The 17,876-nt window shown below is 65.5% G+C and carries 16 protein-coding genes; 8 read left to right on the top strand and 8 right to left on the bottom strand.

All coding sequences use genetic code 11. From position 1 onward, the window contains the following. Window positions 1-12: 12 nt before the first annotated feature. Entirely contained in the window at window positions 13-819 is an 807-nt protein-coding gene (locus KF724_11165; GenBank protein MBX3356241.1) for a methyltransferase domain-containing protein, read from the bottom strand. A 120-nt stretch (window positions 820-939) separates the two neighbouring features. Between KF724_11165 and KF724_11160 the strand changes: the two genes are divergently transcribed. Continuing rightward, window positions 940-1,542 carry a DUF456 domain-containing protein gene (locus KF724_11160; GenBank protein ID MBX3356240.1) on the top strand — a complete coding sequence of 201 codons (603 nt, stop codon included), beginning with the start codon at window positions 940-942 and terminating at the stop codon, window positions 1,540-1,542. 61 nt (window positions 1,543-1,603) lie between these two features. Here the strand turns inward: KF724_11160 and KF724_11155 are convergent, their stop codons facing one another. After that, window positions 1,604-2,029: a hypothetical protein gene (locus KF724_11155; protein ID MBX3356239.1), complete on the bottom strand. Its 426-nt coding sequence runs from the start codon at window positions 2,027-2,029 to the stop codon at window positions 1,604-1,606. A gap of 37 nt (window positions 2,030-2,066) precedes the next feature. Between KF724_11155 and KF724_11150 the strand changes: the two genes are divergently transcribed. Both KF724_11150 and KF724_11145 read left to right on the top strand, forming a co-directional pair. Continuing rightward, window positions 2,067-2,756, top strand: a complete 690-nt coding sequence (locus KF724_11150; protein MBX3356238.1) for a tetratricopeptide repeat protein — start codon at window positions 2,067-2,069, stop codon at window positions 2,754-2,756. Further along, the gene (locus KF724_11145; protein ID MBX3356237.1) at window positions 2,756-3,727 is read left to right on the top strand and encodes an ArsR family transcriptional regulator; all 972 of its coding nucleotides are present in this window, start codon (window positions 2,756-2,758) and stop codon (window positions 3,725-3,727) included. The genes KF724_11150 and KF724_11145 overlap by 1 nt, the downstream gene beginning before the upstream one ends. 9 nt (window positions 3,728-3,736) lie before the next feature. On the opposite strand, the gene dnaK is transcribed toward KF724_11145, so the two are convergent. Together dnaK and KF724_11135 are read right to left on the bottom strand one after the other, a co-directional pair. Next, window positions 3,737-5,650, bottom strand: a complete 1,914-nt coding sequence (gene dnaK / locus KF724_11140; GenBank protein MBX3356236.1) for a molecular chaperone DnaK — start codon at window positions 5,648-5,650, stop codon at window positions 3,737-3,739. Window positions 5,651-5,791: 141 nt separating this feature from the next. Beyond that, a complete protein-coding gene (locus KF724_11135; GenBank protein ID MBX3356235.1) occupies window positions 5,792-6,535 on the bottom strand; it encodes a type II secretion system protein in 744 nt (247 codons plus the stop codon). Window positions 6,536-6,755: 220 nt separating this feature from the next. Here KF724_11135 and KF724_11130 point away from each other — a divergent pair, with 220 nt between their 5' ends. After that, complete coding sequence (locus KF724_11130; protein ID MBX3356234.1) at window positions 6,756-7,319, top strand: sigma-70 family RNA polymerase sigma factor; 564 nt, start codon at window positions 6,756-6,758, stop codon at window positions 7,317-7,319. Window positions 7,320-7,595: 276 nt separating this feature from the next. Then, entirely contained in the window at window positions 7,596-8,459 is an 864-nt protein-coding gene (locus tag KF724_11125) for a hypothetical protein (protein MBX3356233.1), read from the top strand. Window positions 8,460-8,511: 52 nt separating this feature from the next. Here the strand turns inward: KF724_11125 and KF724_11120 are convergent, their stop codons facing one another. Next, window positions 8,512-10,596 carry an ABC-F family ATP-binding cassette domain-containing protein gene (locus KF724_11120; GenBank protein ID MBX3356232.1) on the bottom strand — a complete coding sequence of 695 codons (2,085 nt, stop codon included), beginning with the start codon at window positions 10,594-10,596 and terminating at the stop codon, window positions 8,512-8,514. A 54-nt stretch (window positions 10,597-10,650) separates the two neighbouring features. Between KF724_11120 and KF724_11115 the strand changes: the two genes are divergently transcribed. Further along, a complete protein-coding gene (locus KF724_11115) occupies window positions 10,651-11,163 on the top strand; it encodes a hypothetical protein (GenBank protein MBX3356231.1) in 513 nt (170 codons plus the stop codon). A gap of 16 nt (window positions 11,164-11,179) precedes the next feature. Beyond that, window positions 11,180-12,064: an aminotransferase class IV family protein gene (locus tag KF724_11110; GenBank protein MBX3356230.1), complete on the top strand. Its 885-nt coding sequence runs from the start codon at window positions 11,180-11,182 to the stop codon at window positions 12,062-12,064. Here the strand turns inward: KF724_11110 and KF724_11105 are convergent. Beyond that, entirely contained in the window at window positions 12,030-12,329 is a 300-nt protein-coding gene (locus tag KF724_11105; GenBank protein ID MBX3356229.1) for a hypothetical protein, read from the bottom strand. The two genes, KF724_11110 and KF724_11105, sit on opposite strands and share 35 nt — an antisense overlap. A 192-nt stretch (window positions 12,330-12,521) precedes the next feature. On the opposite strand from KF724_11105, the gene dnaE reads away from it, so the two are divergent. Beyond that, complete coding sequence (gene dnaE, locus KF724_11100; GenBank protein MBX3356228.1) at window positions 12,522-16,478, top strand: DNA polymerase III subunit alpha; 3,957 nt, start codon at window positions 12,522-12,524, stop codon at window positions 16,476-16,478. Between the two features lie 77 nt (window positions 16,479-16,555). Here dnaE and pdxH read toward each other — a convergent pair whose 3' ends face one another. After that, on the bottom strand, window positions 16,556-17,215 hold the full coding sequence (pdxH, locus tag KF724_11095) for a pyridoxamine 5'-phosphate oxidase (protein MBX3356227.1): 660 nt from the start codon (window positions 17,213-17,215) through the stop codon (window positions 16,556-16,558). 3 nt (window positions 17,216-17,218) lie between these two features. Continuing rightward, window positions 17,219-17,728: an NYN domain-containing protein gene (locus KF724_11090; GenBank protein ID MBX3356226.1), complete on the bottom strand. Its 510-nt coding sequence runs from the start codon at window positions 17,726-17,728 to the stop codon at window positions 17,219-17,221. Between the last annotated feature and the right edge of the window lie 148 nt (window positions 17,729-17,876).

Here is a 17,876-nt window from a genome sequence, read left to right as displayed (position 1 = left end):
GCGATCGCGCCGTCAGGAGGAGGGGCGCTCCTTGGTCGAAAGTACGGACGATGACAGGGGGGGCGGGTCGGCGGCGGTCATCGGTCGACGAGCGAAGGCGAAGAGCGTGCTCCGCAGTGGCGGGGGCATGACCCGGTGAAAGAGCGATGCGATTCGAAAGAGCGTGGGGCTGAAGGCGAGATAGGAGGGCTCCGACTCGTGGGTCCAGACCACCGGATCGAGGCCGGCCCTTCGAAGCGCCGCTGCCAGCGTTCGCCTGCGATTGCACCGGTACCAGGTGGGAAAGACATCGGCGGCGTCGCGGTTGGCCTGGACCTTCGCAAGCAATCGGGCCTTGTGCCGATGGGGGGTCAATTGTGACGCGATGGCGGGATAGCCCCATCGGTTCGGAGTTCGCGCGGCAAAGATTCCTCCCGGCCGCAGCACCCGGGCGGCCTCGGAGAGATAGATGAGCGGCTCTTCCACATGCTCGAGGACAAAGTCACTCAGCACCAGGTCCGCCGACCTATCGTCGACAGGCCAGCGAGCAGGATCGACGATCAGCCTGAACTCCGTGATGCAGGGGTTCGTCGCCGAGGCGGGATCGATGTCGATGCCGATGACTCGACGATTCTCGCCGCGCAGATCTCGCAATCGCTCTCGCCACGCACAGGGATCGGAGGAGATTCTGCCGCGGCCGCACCCGGCATCCACAACGACCTGGCCCGGCCGGAGGAGCGCGTGAACCCGGTTCATGAACGCGATCGTGCCATCGTGTCGCGTGTAGCCGCCGTAACGGGACTCCGGGAATGCCTTCTCGACATGCGAGTGAGTCGCCATTGGGACGAGCGCAGCATAGGAGGATCAATGCTTCGACTGCGGATAGGCCTCGGAATCTTGCGAGCGGCCGAGTCGTGATCTACGGAATGCCGTGAGGCGATTCCCAAGTAGTCTCCCGAAATGACCCTCTGGAGCGTCGTCGTGGGCCTTGGATTCTCGCTCATCGGAGCCGTCTGCGTTCTGCTGGTCATCGTTGGTCTTCCCGGCGCATGGATCATGTTGGCCGTCGCGGCGCTGATCGATCTTCTGTTGGCTCCGCGAGTCGGCGACGGCGCCGCCTTCTTCGGGTGGTGGGCGATCGGGGCCGGCGCCGTGGTGGCGCTCCTGGGCGAGGTGATTGAGACCTTGGCCGCCGCCGAGGGTGCGCGGCGAGGCGGAGCAAGTGTGCGGGGCGCGATCGGCGCGACCATCGGAGGCATCGTCGGCGCGATCGCCGGCACCATTCTGATCCCCATTCTGGTGGTCGGCTCACTCGTGGGTGCCGCGCTCGGCGCGGTCGCGGGCGCGGTCCTCGGGGAGCTCACCCGTGAAGGCATGCGCTTGCGCGACACGGCCAAGCCTGCGACGGGTGCGGCCATCGGCAAGGTGCTCGGCACCATCGCAAAGATCCCCTGTGCCGTGGTGGTCTGGCTGGTCCTTTCGATCGCGGCGCTTCTGCATGGGAGCGGCGCAGCGGTGCCAAGTGACGGCGGCGAGATCGAGCAATGGACCGTCGATGAGTGATTCTCAACGACTTGGGGAGGGGCGCTTCTCTTCGGACGCTTGATCGCTCGGGGCGAACGCATCACTCCACGCGGCGGAGACGCGTCGCCGGTTCGAGGCGCTCGGGCTGCCGGGCGTCGAGAACCTCGCCGTCCCTCTCGAAGTGAACGATCATCGGTGGTGCGTGGGGGCGCCAGAGAAGGTGGGCGTCACGCTCGGCGCCGGCGTGCCATCGCCCGTGGGCGATGGGATGCACGGTGCCGCGTCCTTCGCTGAGTTCGATCGGTTCCGTGAGTTCAAGGTAGAGCCCCCGGTGGCGGAGGATCGGCGTGAGTTCGACGCATTCGCCCGGAGCGAGATCGTGGAGATTGACCGTCGAGCGCCACGCCATGGCGCAAGGATCGCCGGGCGCCGGGTGCGCCTCCAGTCCCAGCAGCAGATCGAAGTGGCTTCCGATGCCGGGGACATCGTGCCGGAGGAGCGCCGAAGGTCGAGAGGGCTCGCTCATATGGGTATCATCGCGACCTCTTCATCAGGAGACCAGCATGTTTCGTGTTCAATTGATTGTTCGATGGCGCTCCGGTCTCGCTCTGGCCCTCATCGCGGCCGCTGTCATGGCGTGCCAGTCGGTGCCACCGGCCGAGAGCAGCGCCGCGCGGGCCAGCTTTCTGAACGATTACGCCCGCTACCAGGAGGCTGCGGATCTTCTTCAGCCGATCATCGAGGCGACGCCCGGTGTCTGGCAGGTGGAGTACGAGTACGGTCGCGCACAACTCGGACTCGGCAATCTCGACGAGGCTCGCCGCTCGCTTGAGCGGGCCAATGCGCGTGTGCCGACGAACCTGACGATCATCTTCACGCTGGCGGAGTGCTACGGCGCGCTGGGTCAGAACGCCAGGCTCTACGAGCTGCTGCGCAACGCGGGAACACAGCTTCGATCAAGCGAGGCGTGGATCAAGCTCGCGGTTGCGGCGGATGAACTGGGTGATCCCGACACTGCACTCCAGTCGATCAATGCGGCCATTGAGATCGATGACGGATTCGACATCCGTCGTGGTACGGAGTGCTACTGGGTGGCGAGCCAGCTTGAGGAGAAGTACGGCAGCAGTGAGGCCTCGTTGCGGCGCCTTCGGCAGGCGTTCGGCGTCAATCCCGAAGATCCGCGTGTGCGCCGGGCGCTCGAAGAAGCGGGCATGCCGCTCGATCGAAGAACGGCGCTGCCGCCGGGCCAGTAATGGCGCGCCGACCTCGCACCGATCCTGGTCAATGGAGTGCGCTCACCTCGCTCGTGGGTGATGTGGTGCGCCTTCGGATCATCCGGCTGCTCGAGCGCGAGGAACTCGGCGTGGGGGAGCTGGCTCGCGTGCTCCAGCTTCCGCAGAGCACCGTGAGCCGTCATCTGAAGGTGCTGCTGGATGCAGGATGGACGCACCGGCGACACCAGGGCACGGCGGGGCTCTATCGCGTGGACCCGGCGCAGCTTGATGAGACGGCGAGGCGAGTCTGGGAGATTGCGCGAGATCAGGTTTCCGCGGCACACATGGCGGCCGATGAGGCGCGCCTCGCGGGCGTGCTCGCGGAGCGGCGCATCGATTCACGCGACTTCTTCGGACGCCTCGGCGGCGACTGGGATGTGCTGCGCCGCGAGCTCTTCGGGACGCAGTTTCCCTCTCAGGCGCTGCTGTCGCTGCTTGATCCGCGCTGGGTCGTTGCCGACCTCGGGTGCGGCACGGGTGATGTGGCGGAGCAAATCGCGCCGCTCGTCAAGCGCGTGATCGCGGTTGATCGGGAGCCGGCCATGCTCGACGCGGCTCGCCGGCGACTGTCCGGCGCTCGCAATGTCGACTTCCGCCGCGCCGATCTCCAGTCACTGCCGATCGGCGACGGCCAGATCGACGCGGCTGTCCTCATGCTCGTCCTGCACCATGTGGACGCTCCTGCCGATGTGCTGCGCGAGTGTGGGCGAACGCTGCGCGCCGGCGGCCGACTTCTGGTCGTTGACATGGTGCGTCATGATCGCGAGGAGTACGCCCGCACGATGGGACACAGACACCTCGGCTTCGAGGAGCGCGATGGTCGCGCATGGGCTCGTACGAGCGGTCTCTCGCTCGAACGATGGCAGACGCTCAGGGCGAGCACCGAAGCGCGCGGACCCGCCCTGTTCGCCGCGCTCTTCCTCGCCGAGGGCGATCGCTCGAAGAAGTGACGCTCGGGCTCAGCGGCTGTCCTTGACCTCGAACTCGGCGTCGATCACATCGTCCTTGCGACCTCGTGATGGGCCGCTGTCAGCCTGCGACGATGACTCCTGACCGGGGCCTGCCGCAGCACCCGCTTCATTGGCCACTCGCCCCAGTTCGCTCGCGGCGTCGGTCAGTGTCTTGAGCGCGGCATTGATGGATGCCTTGTCGTCGCCCTTCAGAGCCGACTCGAGGTTCGACACGGCGCTCTCGATGCGGCCCCGAATCTCGGCCGGCACCTTGGCACCGAGCTCGTCGAGCGTCTTGCGAGTCTGGTACGCGACCGACTCCGCCTGGTTCTTCAGATCGACCAGCTCGCGCCGCGCCTTGTCCTGCGCCGCATTGGCCTCAGCTTCCGTGCGCATGCGCTCGACCTCGTCCTTGGAGAGGCCGCTCGAGCCGGTGATCTTGATCTCCTGCTTCTTGCCGGTGGCCTTGTCGGTCGCCGTGACATTGAGAATGCCGTTGGCGTCGATCGCGAACTCCACTTCGATCTGCGGAATACCGCGAGGCGCCGCGGCAATGCCCGAGAGATCGAACTTGCCGAGGGTGCGGTTGTCGGAGGCGAACTCGCGTTCGCCCTGGAGCACATGAATGGTGACCGAGGTCTGGTTGTCGCTCGCCGTCGAGAAGGTCTCCTTCTTGCTGGCGGGAATGGTGGTGTTCCGCTCGATCAGCCGCGTCATCACACCACCCTGCGTCTCGACGCCCAGCGAGAGCGGTGTCACATCGAGCAGCAGCACATCCTTCACATCGCCCGTGAGGACGGCGCCCTGAATGGCGGCGCCGATCGCCACGACTTCGTCGGGGTTGATGCTCTTGTCGAGTTCCTTCGTCTGGAAGATCTCCTTGGCGATCTCCTGCACGCGCGGAATGCGGATCGAGCCGCCCACCATGACGACTTCCTGGATGTCCTTGGGCGTGAGCTTGGCGTCCTTGAGCGCCTGCTGGCAGGGGCCCTGGAGACGCTTGAAGAGATCGGCGCACATCTGCTCGAATGCCGCCCGGGTCACCGTGACCTGGAGGTGCTTGGGGCCGCTCTGATCGGCGGTGATGAAGGGGAGATTCACAGTCGTCTCGAGCTGGGTCGAGAGCTCGATCTTCGCCTTCTCCGCAGCTTCCTTCAGGCGCTGGAGCGCCATCGCATCCTTACGGACATCGATGCCTTCCTTCTTGCGGAACTCTTCCGCGAGGTGATCGATCAGCCGCTGGTCGAAGTCGTCGCCGCCAAGGTGGCCGTCGCCATTGGTCGAGAGCACCTCGAAGACTCCATCGCCGACATCGAGGATCGAAACATCGAAGGTACCGCCACCGAGATCGAAGACGACGATGCGCGCGTTCTTCTTCTTCTCGAGGCCGTAGGCGAGCGCCGCGGCCGTCGGCTCGTTGATGATGCGCTCGACCTTCAGGCCGGCGATTTCACCCGCGTCCTTGGTGGCCTGGCGCTGACTGTCGTTGAAGTAGGCGGGCACGGTGATGACCGCGCGCTCGACCTTCTCGCCAAGGTAGTCCTCGGCGGTCTTCTTCAGGTCCTGGAGGATCATCGCGCTGATCTCCGGCGGGGTGTAGAGCTTCCCGCGGATGTTCACCTTGACGAGTTCGTTCTCTCCACCGACGACCTCATAGGGCACCAGCTTCTCCTCGCTCTGGACCTCGTCGTGACGACGACCCATGAAGCGCTTGATGGAGAAGACGGTGTTCTTCGGGTTGGTCACCTGCTGGTGCCGCGCCGGCTGGCCGACGAGGCGCTCGCCCTTGTCAGTGAATCCGACCACGCTTGGGGTGGTTCGGCTGCCGGAGGAGTTGATGAGCACCTTGGGCTGACCGCCCTCCATGATCGCCACGACGGAGTTGGTGGTCCCGAGGTCAATGCCGATGATCTTGCTGGACATGGCCGTCAGGAGTGCAACGGCGGTGCCAGCCTGACGAGCCCTTGCTGCGGCACGATGGCGGTCGACGGCGACCCCGGGGCATCGATCAAGGCGCTTGATCGCTCGAGAGCCCCGGCCGCCTGCCTTTCTGGCAGCGCGGCGTCACTCCTGGACGAGGGCCTGCCAGATCTGGAGATACAGCGTCTGCTGCTGATTGGCCGGAATCTCGGAGTGGGGGAGCACGCTTCCGATCCACTCATTCTGATCGCGCCACCATGAGACTGAGAGATCGCCATGCAGGCGATTGGCGCCAGTGACATGATTGAAGTCGGACTTCGTTCGAAGCCCATCAGTCACGAAGATGGTCGACCACGGGGAATCGATCATGCGGACGCGGCGCGTCGCCGGATCGATGTGTCCGCCGTAGTGATAGTTCATGTAGCTGCGATCGGTTCCGACGGTGAAGCCCTTGGGGTAGTTCTCGCGGTCGTGATTGCCCCGATGGCTTGCGCAGAAGAAACAGCGGTCGCAGTCGACATATCCACCGGCCCGCGATGAGAGCCAGCCGAGACCTTCCCACTTGTTGGCCACCTGCTCGGTGAAGCCGATCGTGGCCGCCATCATTTCCTGGGGGCGGTTCACCGTCGCGCTGCCGAAGTAACTGGGCGGCAGCCGGTCGCGGTAGTCCTTGGCGTAGAGGCCGAGCCCTGTACCGATTCCGTACAGGTTGCTCGCGCACGCGAGTCGCTGGGCCGTCTCACGCGCGGCACCGAGCGCCGGCGTCAGAAGAGCGATGAGGATCGCCACAACGCTCAGCGTGATCAGGAGTTCAAGCAGAGTGAAACCGCGCGGTCCTGCATTCGCACGGAACCGCCGCGAGGCGAGCATGTCTCGATGACGAGCCATCGGCATTTCAATTCGGGTCAAACGACCCGCGAGTACCTCCACCCGCACGACACCTCCCACAGGTATCGTAGCCTGTCCGAAAACATGCCACACAAATCAAGAGAAGGGTAGCAAAGTATGGACCTTTCCCATGAGTTTCGTTCGGGAACGGGTAGACTTTCTTCGGTCAAGGCCCTCTCGGCTGGACCGGCAATCACCGAGTGGTGGGAGTGTCGGCGTCTTGGATCCACTTGAACACGATGACTGGATGCTGATGAGGCGCGTCGCGGCTGGCGACGAGCAGGCTGTTGTCAACCTGTACGACCGCTTCGGCTCACTTGTTTACAAGGCGGCTCGCCAGGTCCTCAATTCTCGTGCGGAAGCGGAGGATGCGGTTCAGGATGTTTTTGTTCGGCTCTGGCAGACTGCCGACCGATTCGATCCACGACGGGCGAGGCTTGTCACCTGGGTCATGCTGATCGCCAGGCGGCATCTCATCGATCGCCTCCGTCGCAAGGGATCGAGGCCCGAGCGGCTCGGATTGGATTCTCAGACATCAGCCGGGGAGGCGGATCCGGAGGCTCACCGACAGCAGGAAGCGTCCGAAGGTTCCCCAAAGTTGCGGGAGAAGCTTCGCGAGCTGCCCGAGCTTCAACGAGAAGTGATCGAGCGGGCGTATCTCCAAGGCTTCACCCTTCGCGAAGTGAGCCAGCAGCTCAATGCGCCACTCGGAACTGTCAAGTCGGCTCTGAGTCGCGGGCTCCAGCGCCTGCGGGATCGAATGGGGTCCGAGAATGCGCTGTGATTCAGTTCAATTCGGTCAGGAAGAGGCGGCGAACGCCTTTTGGACCCGCTGGCTCCGGTGGCGCGGGCTTGTCCGTGTGATCGTGACTCTGCATGGGAACCTTTGGCGTGACCGAGCGAATAGGACGACGCCATTTTCAGGCGCAGTGGCCGCCGACGCGTTGAGTCGGCATCTGTCGAGGGTCGCTTCCCGTGAAGTGATCCCGATCGTCCGGGCGGGGCCAGCTTGCGAGTGGCAGAGAGGGTCGCCTCTTCGGCGACATCGGAGTCGAAGGCCATGAGTTCGTCGGAGTCCGTGTCACGAGAAGAACTTCTTGACCTTGCGTGGCTTGAAGCGATAGGTGTTCTCGATGAGGTCGACTGCGACCGGATGAATCGCCTCTTCCACGCGGCCTCGACCGCGCTTCAGAATGAGGTCCGGGCGGTGCAGGCGTCGGTGGTTGCCGAACTTGCTCGTCACGAGGAGGAAGAGCCTGCCGTCAACCTCCGTGGCACCGCGATCACCCGAGTGCGCGATGCGATGACGGCCGAGCAGGCGGCCTTGGCGCCTATCGCGAGCATTGGTCCCCGTCGTGGCGGAGCCTCTCCGGATCCTGATCAGGCCATTGAAATCGTCCGGCTCCGCGCCGAGTGCGAGTCGACGCGCTCCGATGTCAGTCGGTGGAGCCGTGCCGCCGTCATCTGGCGCGCCGCAAGCATCGTTGTCGGGGCTCTCCTTCTGGTCAGCCTCTACTACAACCTGGCGTCGAACTACTACGCAGTTCGGATCGGCCAACTCGCCCTGGATGCGAACGCCCGCGACGCGCTCATCCGAGAGCTCGGACCAGGCTACAGGGACTTCGTCGACGCCGCGACCATGGTGCGAGGGCTGGCCGCCACGCAGCGTGGCTTCAGTGGCGCCGCCACGGTCTATGTGAACAGTCGCAGCAATCAGTCGCTCGTCGTGGTCTTCGGCCTTCGAGAAGAGGCTCGATACACGGTGCGCCTGGTCTCCGACGATGGACGCGCCGTCAATGTGGGCACGATCGTGCCGAGCGGGCCTGTTGCGCTGCTCCGCGTTGATGGCGTGGATGGCATGCAGCTCGCCTTCAGTCGCTGGGAGATCGTCGACTCGGCTGGTGAAGTCGTGCTGCGGACCTGAGTGCAGTCCCGGTTCCCTTGAAAGTAGCGCTGTTGACTGCGGGCGAGTCCCGTCAGCCCGGGTTCGCCGCGCGGCGATTCCATTCAGCCTCGAGCGGCTTCAACTCGTCGACGAGTTGTTCCCTTTCGGCGGAGATCTTCTGGTGTCGCGCGGCGTTCTTCCAGAAGTCCGGGTCGCCCATCTCGGCCTCGATCTCCCGCAGCCTCGACTCGATCTCCTCGATGCGGGCCTCAAGGACAGATTGCGACAACCGAGCGAGCCGCTGACTCGTGCGATCTCGGGGTGGGTCACTCGAAGGCTTGGCGTTCGGCGCCTTGGTCGATGCGTTGCTCTGCGCTTTGGTTTGCACTTTGGCCTGCTCCTTGGTGTGCGCCGGAGTCGCACGCGGGGGCGCGGCAGCCCCGTCCTTGCTCGCCGCGCGGGGCGATGAGGAGGCGCTGGCTCGCCGCGGCGGTGTCGCCGATGGTGATGCGGAGGGCGTCGCCGCGGCGTGATCAGCCTGGTCGAGCCACTCGGGCACATCACTCGATACGAGCGTCCATCCGCCGCGCCCGTCGAGGACAAGGAGCCGGTCGCAGACATTCGCCAACAGGGCGCGGTCATGGCTGACCAAGAGGATCGTGCCGCTGAAGCCGCCATCAGCAGGGTCCGTGGCGAGGGCCGCTTCCAGCCGCTCGGTGGCCGGGATGTCGAGGTGGTTCGTCGGCTCGTCGAGCACCAGCAGGTTCTTCGAGCTTGCGACGAGACCCGCGATCACGGCGCGGCTTCGTTCACCGCCGGAAAGCGTGCGGAGGATCTTCTCCTGATCGGCACCGGAGAAGAGAAAGGCTCCGGCGAGGTCGCGCGCCTGCTGCTCGCTGGCTCGTGCACCGCCATCTTCCGCCACGATGACCGATTGGAGGTACTCCCAGACGGAGAGGGTGAGGTCGAGGTGCTCCTGCGTCTGTCGGAACCACCCCACTCGAAGCTGCGGCGAGGTGCGCAGGTCGCCGGCATCGATCGCCTCTTCACCGAGCAGGCAGCGCACGAGCGTCGTCTTGCCGGCGCCATTCGGGCCCACGATGCCCAGCCGCTCACCGGGTGTGATCACGAGGTCGAGGTCGCGGAAGAGGACACGATCTCCATACGCCTTACGCAGTGCTGTCGCCGCAAGCACCCGATCGCCAACGCGCGGTGCCGGAGGCAAGCGCACCTCGAAGACATCGAGTTCGCTCGGACGATCGACCATCTCGTCGCTTCTGAAGCGCTCGAGGCGCGTCTGCCTTCCGCGGGCCTGCTTCGCGCGCTGTCCCGCCTTGTAGCGGCGGATGAAGGCCTCTTCGCGACGAATGTGATCGAGCTGCTTGCGATGTGCGCGCGCTTGCGCGAGCTGACGCTCGGCGCGAAGGGCACGGTACTGCTCGTAGTTGCCGGGATAGTCGTGGAGGGCGCCGCCTTCGACTTCTTCGATCCGGTGGACGACGCGATCGAGCAGCCAGCGGTCGTGGCTCACGAGCACGACGGCACCCATGAACTCATCGGCGAGGAAGGTTTCAAGCCAGCGCCGCCCCTCGATGTCGAGGTGATTGGTCGGCTCGTCAAGGAGCAGGAGATCGGGCGACTCAAGCAACAGTCGAGCGAGCGCCAGTCGCCCGCGCTGGCCACCCGAAAGGGTGCCGACGCGCTGCGGGAACTGTTCGTCGGTGAAGCCGACGCCATGCAGTGCGGCTTCGACCCGATGGGCAACGGCGAATCCTCCGGCCGCGTCGCGCCGATGTTCGAGGTCCGCCTGTCGGCGCAACAGGGCGTCGAGTGCGTCGCCTTCGGCTGTCGCCATCTCGTCATAGAGCGCTTCGAGATCACGCTCGATCGACTCGAGCGCCGCAAACGCGCCTTCCGCAGCCTCGAGCACGCTCTGCTCGGGATCGATCTGCGGATGCTGTCGCAGGTAGCCGAGTCGTCGGCCTCGCTCCAGGTGCACGCTCCCGCGATCGGGCTCGAGGTCACCCGCCATGATGCGCAGGAGCGTGCTCTTGCCCTGGCCGTTCCGACCGACAAGGCCAACGCGCTCGCCCGGCTCGATGGCGAAGTGCACTCCATCGAGCACGACATGCGTGCCGTGGGCGAGTCGAATCCCGGTGACACCGGCGAGGGGCATTCGGAGATGGTACGCGCCATTGCGGCGAACGGCCCCCGCGGTGATGATGCGTCCATGCACAGCGATTCCGATCCAGTGGCCTCGCGCTCCGCGCACGGTCCATGCACGGCACGAGGTCGCCCTTTGAGGATCGTGGCGATCGGGGGGTGTCTCCTTGGCGTCGTTGTCGCGTCGGGGTGCACCGATAGCTTTCGGGTGGAAGCGCCCTATGACTGGGCGTGGGAGCGCGCGATGACCGCCATGACCGACGCAGGCTTCGAAATGGTGGTCGAGAACGATGAACAGCGGATGATCCCCGCGTCGAGCGCTGCCACTGGTCGCGCGTGGTTTCTTGGCTGGCCCGATCCGGATGCGGTTCATCCCTCCCCGCGCGTGATCTCGATCACCATCGAGCCGGTGCTTCCTCCCGAAACAGCGTGGCGAACGGTCAGCGTGAAGGCGCAGGATCGAAGCTGGGTCGCGCGCGCGGAAGTGCCCGATCCAGAGGTTCGAACGCGCGTGACCTGGATTCTGCGCGAAGCGCTTCTCGCTCCGGGCACGACCGGTGCGCCGAGCTTCGACCACTAAACCATGCCGCGGTCTCATGCGACCTGAAGTCTGGCTCAATGGCGCGTTCGTCTCCGCAACCGAGGCCCGAGTGCCGGTCTTCGATGCAGGCCTTCAGCATGGCATCGGCCTCTTCGAGACGATGCTCGCGAAGAACGGCAGGGTCTTCCGCGTCGACGCGCACTTGCGGCGCCTCGCGGAAAGCGCGTCGATCCTCGGGCTGACGAAGTCGATTCCAATGGAGCGCCTGCGCGCCGCGACCGTAGCCACGGTCGAGCGGAGCGGCCTGCGCCAAGCTCGAGTGCGACTGACACTCACCGGTGGATCGTTGAACCTGCTCGCGCGAGAGCGGCGACCGCCGGCCCACTTCACCACCATGATCGTGGCGCAACCCGCAGTGGTCTTCAAACCGGAGGCGTACGAGCAGGGCGTGCGCGTGCAGGTGGCGGAGCCTCGGCTCAACCCCACTGATCCGATGGGTGGCCACAAGACGGTCAACTACTGGCTGAGGCTCTCCGTGCTCCACGCCGCGGGAGAGGCGGGCATGGATGAAGCGCTCTGGTTCACGACCGGCGGGAGACTCGTGGGCGCCTCGATCGGCAACGCGTTCGCAGTGATCGATGGGGTGATCGTGACGCCGCCGGTGCGGAGCGAGACCGAGGGACACCCCGTGCTTCCCGGCATCACCCGGGCCGCCGTGCTGGAGGTCGCGTCGATCGAGGGGATTGCGGTCGACGAGCGTCACCTGACCCTGGCGGAGATTCTCGCGGCCGATGAGATCTTCCTGACGAACTCGACATGGGGGGTTCTTCCCGTCTCCTCGGTCGAAGGGCAGTCGATCGGATCGGGTCGATGCGGACCGGTCGCCCGCGCCATGCGCAGCGCGATCATGGATCTGATCGATGTGGAGACACGCGAATGACCGTGTTTTCCTGACGGGAGCGCACGAGGCCGATCCGGGCGAGCAACCCCCAGATCCAGGCCACGCAGAGCGCTGCGAAGGTGAGCGCCGTGGCGCCGAGGAGCGCCACCACCAGCAGGGCGAAGATGGGGATGGCCAGCAGCACCGTCGCGGCAATCCAGAGGGCCCGTTCAAGTCCGCCGCGGCGGCCCGACTGCTGCCAGGCGCGGCGCCCTTCAGCGGCGCTTGAGCCAAGTTGGACCCAGATTTCGCGGCTGAAGCCCATCGGTTGAAGTGTATGGGGCGGGCAGGGCGGGGCTCCCAAGGTCGAACATCCTTCGCCCTCTGGACTTGGGGCGGAGTGGCGCGCCGCAGGAAGCTCGAAGGGCTTGTGGACAAGATGGCGCGGGGTGGCGGTCGAGCCCGCTACCGTGTCTCATGCTCAGTCGGCACGCGTGATCCCCAGGAGGTGATGGCCATGGATGGCACGAAGAACGGAAAGGGCACGGCGCCAGCGCGCTTCGTTCACCTTCATCTCCACAGCGAGTACAGCCTGCTTGACGGGGGCAATCGCTTCAAGCCGCTGGTAGAGCGGGTGAAGGAACTGGGCATGGACGCCGTGGCGGTCACCGATCACGGGAACCTGCACGGCGCCTGGGAGTTCCATGAAGTCGCTCGGGCGGCAGGCGTCAAGCCGATCCTTGGCATCGAGGCCTATGTCGCGCTCGGCGATCGACGCGATCGGACGCACACCGGCTCCGTCGACGGAGGCTTCCACCTCGTGCTGCTCGCCGAGACGATGGAGGGGTGGCGCAACCTGCTGAAGCTCTCAAGCGACGCCTTCCTGAACGGCTTCTATTACAAGCCGAGGATGGACAAGTCGACGCTCGCCGAGCGGAGCGCCGGACTCATCGCCATCAATGGTCACCTCGGGAGTTCCATTGCCCACCACCTGCTGGCGTTTGTCCAGGGTGGCGACCAGCGCCACTGGGAGTCGGCGCTCGAGGAGGCGCGATGGCACGCGAAGACCTTCGCGCCGAACGAACGCGGCGAACCATGCTTCTTCGTCGAACTTCAACGCCACATCGAGGAGCAGGAGTCGATCAACCCGCTGCTCATCAAGCTGGCGAGGGAGCTCGACCTGCCGCTGGTGTGTGACAACGACGCGCACTTTCTGCGACGCGAGGATCACGACACGCACGACACGCTCTTCTGCATTTCTCTTCAGAAGCAGAAGGACCAGGTGGATCGCATCCGCTACAGCCCCGAGCTCTATGTCAAGAGTCCGGAGGAGATGGTCGCGCTGTTCCCCGAGGTGCCCGAGGCGGTGGCGAACACCGTGGCGATCGCCGAGCGCTGCAATGTGGAGCTGCCGAGCAAGGCCAACCACGCGCCCGTGGTCCGGGTGGTTCGTCCGAAGAGGCTCGATCCTTACGACGGAGGCGACCTGACCGCGTGGTTCAAGCGGGTGTGCCGGACCGTCGAGCTTCATCCCTTCGACGCGACGCGCGACTCGGAGAGTCCCGAGGAACTCCGTCGCGGCTGTGATGAAGCCCTTCGACTGCTGTGCGAGGCGGGGCTCATCTGGCGTTACGGGGTCGACGGTGTGAGCGAGGCGATCCGCGCGCGTGCGGAGCGCGAGCTCGCGGTCCTTTCGGGCAAAGGCATCAGCGCGTACTTCCTCATCGTCTGGGACTTCGTGAACTGGGCGCGGCAGCATGGCATTCCGGCAACGGCGCGCGGCTCTGGTGTCGGCACGATGGTCGGTTTCGTGCTCGGTCTTTCGAACGCCTGTCCTGAGCGCTTCGGCCTCCTCTTCGAGCGCTTCACCGACCCCGACCGCGCGGAGTACCCCGATATCGACATCGATCTCTGTCAGGATGGTCGAGCGCGGGTGCTCGACTATGTTCGTCAGAAGTACGGGCATGTCGCGCAGATCGGCACCTTCGGGCGGCTGAAGGCGCGCGCGGCCATCAAGGATGTGGCGAGGGTCATGGGCCTCTCACCGAGTGAGGGCCAGCGTCTCTCGAACCTCGTTCCCGCGGAACTCAAGATCACCATCGAGCAGGCGCTCTCGAAGGAGCCTGAACTCGCATCGCTCTACAAGTCCGATGAGCGCATCCGTCGTGTGATCGATTCGGCACGCGCGCTCGAAGACCATGTGCGCTCAAGCAGCACCCATGCGGCGGGCGTGGTCATTGCCACGCGGCCTCTCGATGACATCGTTCCTCTCGGGCGACCGCCGGGTGGAGGCGACGAAGTCGTGACCCAGTGGGATGGCCCGACCTGCGAGGCGGCGGGCCTTCTGAAGATGGACTTCCTCGGACTTCGCACGCTCAGCACCATCGAGCGGGCGAAGGCGCTTGTGGTCGAAGCGCTCGACGAGGCGGCGATCTGGCGCGCCGTGGGGCGCGATCTCAAGGCGGAGCGCACGAGCGAGGCGGAGGAGGCGGGCCCGGGACTTGAACTGGCGGTGACCGAGGGGCGGGAGCTGACCAAGCGACCTCATCCGCTTGATCTCGACCGACTGACCTGCGATGACCAGCGGGTGCTGGCCCTCTTCCGTCGCGGCGAAACGCAGGGGATCTTTCAGTTTGAATCAGGCGGCATGCGCAAGCTGCTGGTCGACATGCAGCCCGATCGACTGGAGGACCTGATTGCCGCCAACGCGCTCTTCCGGCCAGGGCCGATGGAGCTGATTCCCCAATACAACGCGCGCAAGCATGGCCGAGAACCGGTGCCGAGCATTCACCCGGTGGTCGATGAGATCACGCGAGAGACCTACGGCATCATGGTCTATCAGGAGCAGGTGATGCAGGTGCTGCACCAGCTCGGCGGCATTCCGCTCCGCGCCGCGTACACGATCATCAAGGCGATCTCGAAGAAGAAGAAGGAGGCCATCGAGAAGGCGCGGAGTGAGTTCGTGGATGGGGCCGGCACGCGCGGCGTGGCGGTGTCGATGGCACGCGATCTCTTCGATCTGATCCTCAAGTTCGCCGAGTACGGCTTCAACAAGAGCCACTCCACCGGGTACGCCATCATCGCCTACCAGACGGCGTACCTGAAGACCTACTTCCCGGCACAGTACATGGCCGCGGTGCTCTCGTTCGAGAGTCAGGCGCGCAAGGTCGAGGAGTGGGCGGTCTATCTTGAAGAGTGTCGCCGCGTGCCCTTCGCGGATCATGCGCCGGATCGGCCGCACATCGGCGTCGATGTCAAGCCCCCCGATGTCAATCTCTCGAAGGCGGACTTTGCCGTCGTCTTCACGCCGGGCGAGGCACGCGACGCGCTGCATGGGCACATCCGCTTCGGACTCCAGGCGATCAAGGGCGCCGGTGAAGGTGCGATCCGCGCGATCATCGCCGAGCGGGATGCGAGGGGCCCGTTCAAGGACATCTTCGACTTCTGCGGGCGCGTCGATCTTCGAAGTGTCAATCGCGCCACCGTCGAACGATTGGTTGCTGCCGGCGCGTTTGACGGCTTGCATGGCGTGGAGGCCCGCGCGTCGCTGGTGGCCACCATTCCCGACGCGATGGCGGCTGGCCAGGCGCTGGCCAAGGATCGTCGCAGCGGTCAGATGAGTTTGCTCGGCGACTTCGAACTCTCCGCACCCGAGACGGCGTCATCGTTCGTCGGCACGCTGCGCCGGGTGGAGCCATGGGATCGCATCACGGCGCTGCAGAAGGAGCGCGACAGTCTCGGGTTCCATGTGAGCGGGCACCCGCTCGATGAACATCGCCGACTCATGGAGGTCTTCTGCAACGCCGATACGGCCTTGATTCAGGATCGACCCGAGGATGCGCCGGTCGTCATGGCGGCGGTGGTGACAAGCGTGCGCCCCATCTTCAGCAAGGGTGGGCGCGACTCGGGCAGCGGCGAGCAGGGCAAGAAGATGGCGATGATCACCCTTGCCGATCGCGCCGGCGTGATCGACGGCGTCTGTTTCAGCGAGGTCTTCGCGAAGCACGGCTCGCTGCTCGTGAACGACAAGCTGGTGGTGGTGGCGGGCTTCGTCGATCGCCGTCGCGCTGAGCCCGCAATCCGCGTCGAGCGGATCCTGGCAATCGAAGACACCGCGGCGCACTGTTCGACAGGTCTCGACATTGTGCTTTCGCTGCCAGCAAGCGATGCTGATGAGCCGATCGAGCCGGTGCTCGAGATGATCGCGGGACACCTTCGCATGGCTGCGGGCTCCTTTGCCGCGACGCGCGGGCGGCCCGTGGAGGTGCTCATTCAGTTGGTCCTTGGTGACCGCGTCGCCGTGCTCTCGTCGCCGTCACTTCGAGTGGTGCCGGAGGCCGCGCTCATTCGGCGGCTGCGCGAGGCGGTCGGCAAGCGGGGCTCGGTTCGCGTCCGCGGCGGCTGGGTGCCGGCGCGACCGGAGCCGCCATGGAAGAAGAATCGCGTCGCAGCCATGGCAGGCGCTGTGGAGTAGCACCCCCGCAGCGCGTCACCCACCCGGGCTCCGCGGGGCACTCCCTCCAAGGTCTCGCGCCTTCGATGGCCGACCGGTTACGGGCAGAGGCGCCGCGCCACCCAGCCTCCGAGGCCCGGCGTGCACTGATATCGCACGCGGTCATGCACGCGGTGGGGATCGCCCTGCCAGAACTCAATCGCATCGATGGCGACCCGGTAGCCGCCCCAATGGGGCGGCCGCGGCACTGGCTTGTCCCGGAAGATCTCGTCCGCTTCGCGGATTCGTCGGGCGAGCTCAGCGCGGTTCTCCACCGGACGACTCTGTTCACTTGCCCAGCTCCCAAGCCGACTCTCGCGCGGGCGGCTCTCCCAGTACTCATCGCTCTCCGTGTCGCTCGTGTGCGAGGCGTGTCCCTCGATGCGCACCTGTCGTTCGAGCAGATCCCAGTGGAACAGCAGGGCGACACGACGATTGCTCTCGATCGCCTCACCCTTCTTGCTGTGGCGATTGGTGAAAAAGACCGCGCCTCGCTCATCGAAGCCGCGCAGGAGCACGATGCGCGCCGAGGGCGTGCCGGTCGAATCGACCGTCGCCAGACACATCGCGTTCGGGTTCGGCACGGGAAGCTGGAGCGCATCTTCGAACCACTTCATAAAGGCCGGAATCGGATCGGCGGGCGGCTCCTCGAAGTCGAAGGGCGTGGGTGTGAAGGTGAGCTTCGGACGGGGGCCGGCATGTGGGCGCGTGATCGTCATGAATCAGGGCTCCTTCCGCGGTGGAGAGTCATTCATACCGAAGGTTTCGAGCCAGGCGTCGACGGACTCGGGCGCGAGTGGCACACTGCGATCAACACCGCTGCTGCCGTCGCGCCCTCGCTGAGGTCCGCGCCGGCGCGAGACATCGCTGGCGAGGCGCTCGAGGAACTCCTCGCCACGCATGATGCGGCAGCCGAAAGACCGGACGCCGGACTGGACCCGGCGATCGTTCGAGATCACATCGATGCGACGGGCGAAGCTCGAGGTCGATGCAATCTCGATGATGACCTCGTCGGCGCTGCGGCGTCCGGTGTGAATGAGAGAGATGTCGAGGTTCGGAAACGGGCGCCGCTCGCCGGGGGCTCCGCCATCGCAGACCAGACGAACCCAGTGGTCGCCCCAACGGCTGCGGGAAATGAGCTCGGCAAGGGCCACCTCGTCCGGTCCGGCAATCTCCGGCGGCAGAACCCCGGTCACATGGAGAACATTGGCCACATCCACGAGAAGCGGCATGAGCACAGCCTAGGTCGGTCCTCACCGCCATGCCGATCGGATCGAGGAGTGGTGGGAGGATGCTGATCGCGGCGCCAGCGGCCTGGCGGTCCCGGGGGGTGTCGACGCCGCCGATCGGCTTTGGCAGGGGATTGGGGCGCCCCGCTGC

The sequence above is a fragment of the Phycisphaeraceae bacterium genome, assembly GCA_019636735.1.
Lineage (GTDB): Bacteria > Planctomycetota > Phycisphaerae > Phycisphaerales > SM1A02 > VGXK01.
The sequence above is the reverse complement of the archived record's forward strand: the minus strand, read 5'-3'. Positions and strand labels throughout refer to the sequence as shown.

Coding starts and splice junctions, on each gene's coding strand:
- dnaE (MBX3356228.1), top strand. CDS start 12,522: ATGGATGGCACGAAGAACGGAAAGGGCACGGCGCCAGCGCGCTTCGTT.
- KF724_11125 (MBX3356233.1), top strand. CDS start 7,596: ATGAGTTCGTCGGAGTCCGTGTCACGAGAAGAACTTCTTGACCTTGCG.
- KF724_11145 (MBX3356237.1), top strand. CDS start 2,756: ATGGCGCGCCGACCTCGCACCGATCCTGGTCAATGGAGTGCGCTCACC.
- dnaK (MBX3356236.1), bottom strand. CDS start 5,650: ATGTCCAGCAAGATCATCGGCATTGACCTCGGGACCACCAACTCCGTC.
- KF724_11120 (MBX3356232.1), bottom strand. CDS start 10,596: ATGCCCCTCGCCGGTGTCACCGGGATTCGACTCGCCCACGGCACGCAT.
- KF724_11150 (MBX3356238.1), top strand. CDS start 2,067: ATGTTTCGTGTTCAATTGATTGTTCGATGGCGCTCCGGTCTCGCTCTG.
- KF724_11115 (MBX3356231.1), top strand. CDS start 10,651: ATGCACAGCGATTCCGATCCAGTGGCCTCGCGCTCCGCGCACGGTCCA.
- KF724_11135 (MBX3356235.1), bottom strand. CDS start 6,535: ATGGCTCGTCATCGAGACATGCTCGCCTCGCGGCGGTTCCGTGCGAAT.
- pdxH (MBX3356227.1), bottom strand. CDS start 17,215: ATGACGATCACGCGCCCACATGCCGGCCCCCGTCCGAAGCTCACCTTC.
- KF724_11155 (MBX3356239.1), bottom strand. CDS start 2,029: ATGAGCGAGCCCTCTCGACCTTCGGCGCTCCTCCGGCACGATGTCCCC.
- KF724_11090 (MBX3356226.1), bottom strand. CDS start 17,728: ATGCCGCTTCTCGTGGATGTGGCCAATGTTCTCCATGTGACCGGGGTT.
- KF724_11105 (MBX3356229.1), bottom strand. CDS start 12,329: ATGGGCTTCAGCCGCGAAATCTGGGTCCAACTTGGCTCAAGCGCCGCT.
- KF724_11160 (MBX3356240.1), top strand. CDS start 940: ATGACCCTCTGGAGCGTCGTCGTGGGCCTTGGATTCTCGCTCATCGGA.
- KF724_11110 (MBX3356230.1), top strand. CDS start 11,180: ATGCGACCTGAAGTCTGGCTCAATGGCGCGTTCGTCTCCGCAACCGAG.
- KF724_11165 (MBX3356241.1), bottom strand. CDS start 819: ATGGCGACTCACTCGCATGTCGAGAAGGCATTCCCGGAGTCCCGTTAC.